The following is a 2,991-nucleotide window of genomic DNA, read 5'->3' as shown; positions in this document are numbered from 1 at the left end:
TTTCATTCGGGTATTGGTTACAAAAAACCTATGGATGTTTATCTGAATTATACGCAAAATTATTATCAATTAGCTGCTTAACAATATAATAAAAATAGGAAACGAATTTGATTATTTTTTGTCTTGATTTCTCAGTCCATTATATTTTTAAGAAATTGCAAGATTTACATTTTTATATTTGTTGGGTAGAATAGACCTCGTGAATAACCTAGCTAATTTTTAAAAATATATGATCATAATACCGATATTAAGCCTTTTTGGCTTTTCGTCTTTTTTTGCCGAATATTTCAAAACAAGATTGACCTTTGCTATTCCTATAACAATCAGCATATTAGTATCGATTTTATATTGCTTTGCTATGTTAAAGCTATTACCGGCTGCAACCTATGTAAGTTATTTCGTCGGTATATTTTTAGCTTTCATATCATCTTCGCCCTTTATGTCATTCCTGCGGAAGCAGGAATCAAAAAAAAATATAATTGAAATCATCGTATTTACTTTATTGATTCTTTTATTTTTTCTTTATACAAGAGAAGCATCGCTGCATGCTTATGATGATTTTTCACACTGGGGGATATTTACTAAGGAATTGCTATATTTCGGTGTTTTTGAAAGCCAAAACTCGTTAACTTCAATTATTACTACTCATGCACATTATCCAAGAGGTGCTGCCGTTTATCACTACTTTATGCTTTCACTTTCAGGTTATTCGGACGGTAACGTATTATTTGCTCATTTCTTATTACATTTAGCATTTCTAGCTCCCTTAGTCGCAAATAAGAAGCTCTGGCAAACCGGAATGTTGTTTTCACTTTTATTTTGCAGTGTAGTATTATACACAACCGGAATTCGCTCAATATATAACGATAGTACTATCGGCTTGATGTTCGGAGCTATTTTTACGATTTATATACTTGAGGAAGACAAGAAAAAGGCATTATTGCTTATTTTACCTATCACGATATTACTTGCACTTTTCCGAGAAATTGGAACATGGTTTGCAAGTTTTGCTTCGATAATTCTTATAGCTCATTATACAATTTTCTATAAGAAACCTAAAAAATCAAGTGATTATATTGTATATCTGATACTACTTACCTCACCAATTTTGTGTAATTTTATTTGGATGAGTTATTTTAAAAATACTCATGATTTTTTTGACAGAGGCGAACATAGTTTTAGCAATTTAATATATATTGTTGAGAATTTTAATGAACAGCATAGAGCGTTATTACTAAATTACGGTAAATTTCTCTTGTTATTCTTAGTAAAAGAAGGAAGTTTAGTTGTATATACTATTTGTATAGCTGCATGGTACGGAATTCGTAAATATAAACCAGATTTGCTGAAAGAATATAAATTTTTCCTGATAAGTATTTTTGTATGTTTTATAATTTTTGCTTTGTGGCGGTTATATTTATATTTCTTTAACTTTAGTTATGAAGAGGCAATTAGAGGAGCATCGTTACTGAGATATCTTGGATGTTATATTATAGCTATCGGAATGATTGCAGCTTCATATGTTAAAAATAGTATTTTCTTAAATAAGCAAAGTAATAAAGAATTATTTATATTCTTTCTGCTTCTTGCTGTTTCTGCGTTTTCCGTAGTAAAAAATATATTAAGAATCAAACACTTAAGCTTAGAACAAAAGAATTTTATTCAGCAAACGATAGAGATTAAAAAGCTATTAGAGCAAGGCAATAAAATTGAATTTAATTTTAGTGGTAAGAAAGGTAATTTACAATGTTATATATTAAATTATAATCTAGCACCGTATTTAGGTAAGAAATCCTTACAAGAATGTATAAAAACTCCTAAAGAAGCGATTATAGAAACAGAAGGAGAGTCGGTATATGCTCCTTTTAAATAGAGCCGAATTGCGTGGATACCCGAACACCGTCATTGCGAGAAGAATTACAAAGTAATTCGACGAAGCAATCTCAGAAGCTTATCATTATTTCATGAGATTGCCGCGTCGTTGCTAACGAAACTCCTCGCAATGACAACTTTTCAATATAGATTTTAATAATAATGAATATAAAATATAATTTAGCTGCCGCTTACCGAATAATGGCGTATTTATCGCTGGATGATCATACTTACACGCATCTATCCGCAAGACCTAAAAATGCCGATTTTTACTATATTTATCCTTTTGGACTAAGGTTTGAAGAAGTAACTACAGAGAATCTTTTAAAAGTTAGTTTAGATGGAAAAATTTTAGAAGGGGAAGAATATCAATATAATAAAACCGGTTACTTTATTCATGGTAGTATTTATAAAGCACGCCCTGATATTTCTGCCGTTTTTCATTATCATACTCCCGCAAGCATAGCAGTTTCTGCTTTAAAATGCAGGCTTTTACCTCTCAGTCAATGGGCATTACACTTTTACGACAGAATATCATATCACGATTATAATTCTCTAGTGCTAGATGCTGACAAGCAAAGTAGTAGGCTCGTTAATGACCTTAAGCAAAATTACGTGATGTTACTTCGTAATCACGGTGCTATTACCTGCGGCAAAACTATTCATGAAGCTATGTTTTATACTTACCATTTAGAACAAGCTTGTAAAACGCAATGTTTGCTAAATTCTACAAAAGAACAAGAACTTATAATTCCTTCCATAGAAATATGTACTCAGACAGTAAAAGACTTATTATCATTTGAAGAAGATTTAGGTAAACGTGATTGGGATGCTTGGCTACGACTTGTAAAGATGTAATCACAACACTACTATCCCGGCAGCTTTACTTGCTTGTTTTAAGGATTTATCAAGGGTTGCTATTGGTAACCCACAGCGTAATGCTAACTCTAAATAGCTAGCATCATAAAGTGTTAATCCATACTGCAACGCTAAATCCATTGTTTCAAACCATGTGTGCTCTAGAGTTATTTGATCAACTTTGATGTAAATATCTTTTAAAGTATAAATTGCCTGGTGGCGTTGGGTCGTGCCTCCGTATTGCAGTTTAGAGTAAATAGT

The 2,991-nt window shown here is 31.7% G+C and carries 3 protein-coding genes; 2 read left to right on the top strand and 1 reads right to left on the bottom strand.

Annotated features, from left to right (window positions below):
• Positions 1 to 229: 229 nt before the first annotated feature.
• Together KYQ89_RS04485 and KYQ89_RS04480 are read left to right on the top strand one after the other, a co-directional pair.
• Entirely contained in the window at positions 230 to 1,873 is a 1,644-nt protein-coding gene (locus tag KYQ89_RS04485; protein WP_218460593.1) for a hypothetical protein, read from the top strand.
• 161 nt (positions 1,874 to 2,034) lie between these two features.
• Positions 2,035 to 2,730, top strand: coding sequence for a class II aldolase/adducin family protein (locus KYQ89_RS04480; protein WP_218460592.1), 696 nt, complete (start codon positions 2,035 to 2,037; stop codon positions 2,728 to 2,730).
• Here the strand turns inward: KYQ89_RS04480 and KYQ89_RS04475 are convergent.
• On the bottom strand, positions 2,731 to 2,991 hold a 261-nt coding region (locus KYQ89_RS04475), incomplete at its 5' end, for a type II toxin-antitoxin system VapC family toxin (RefSeq protein ID WP_218460591.1).

The sequence above is a fragment of the Rickettsia sp. TH2014 genome, assembly GCF_019249195.1.
Taxonomy (GTDB): Bacteria; Pseudomonadota; Alphaproteobacteria; order Rickettsiales; family Rickettsiaceae; genus Rickettsia; species Rickettsia felis.
This window is presented reverse-complemented; position numbering and strand designations above follow the sequence as displayed.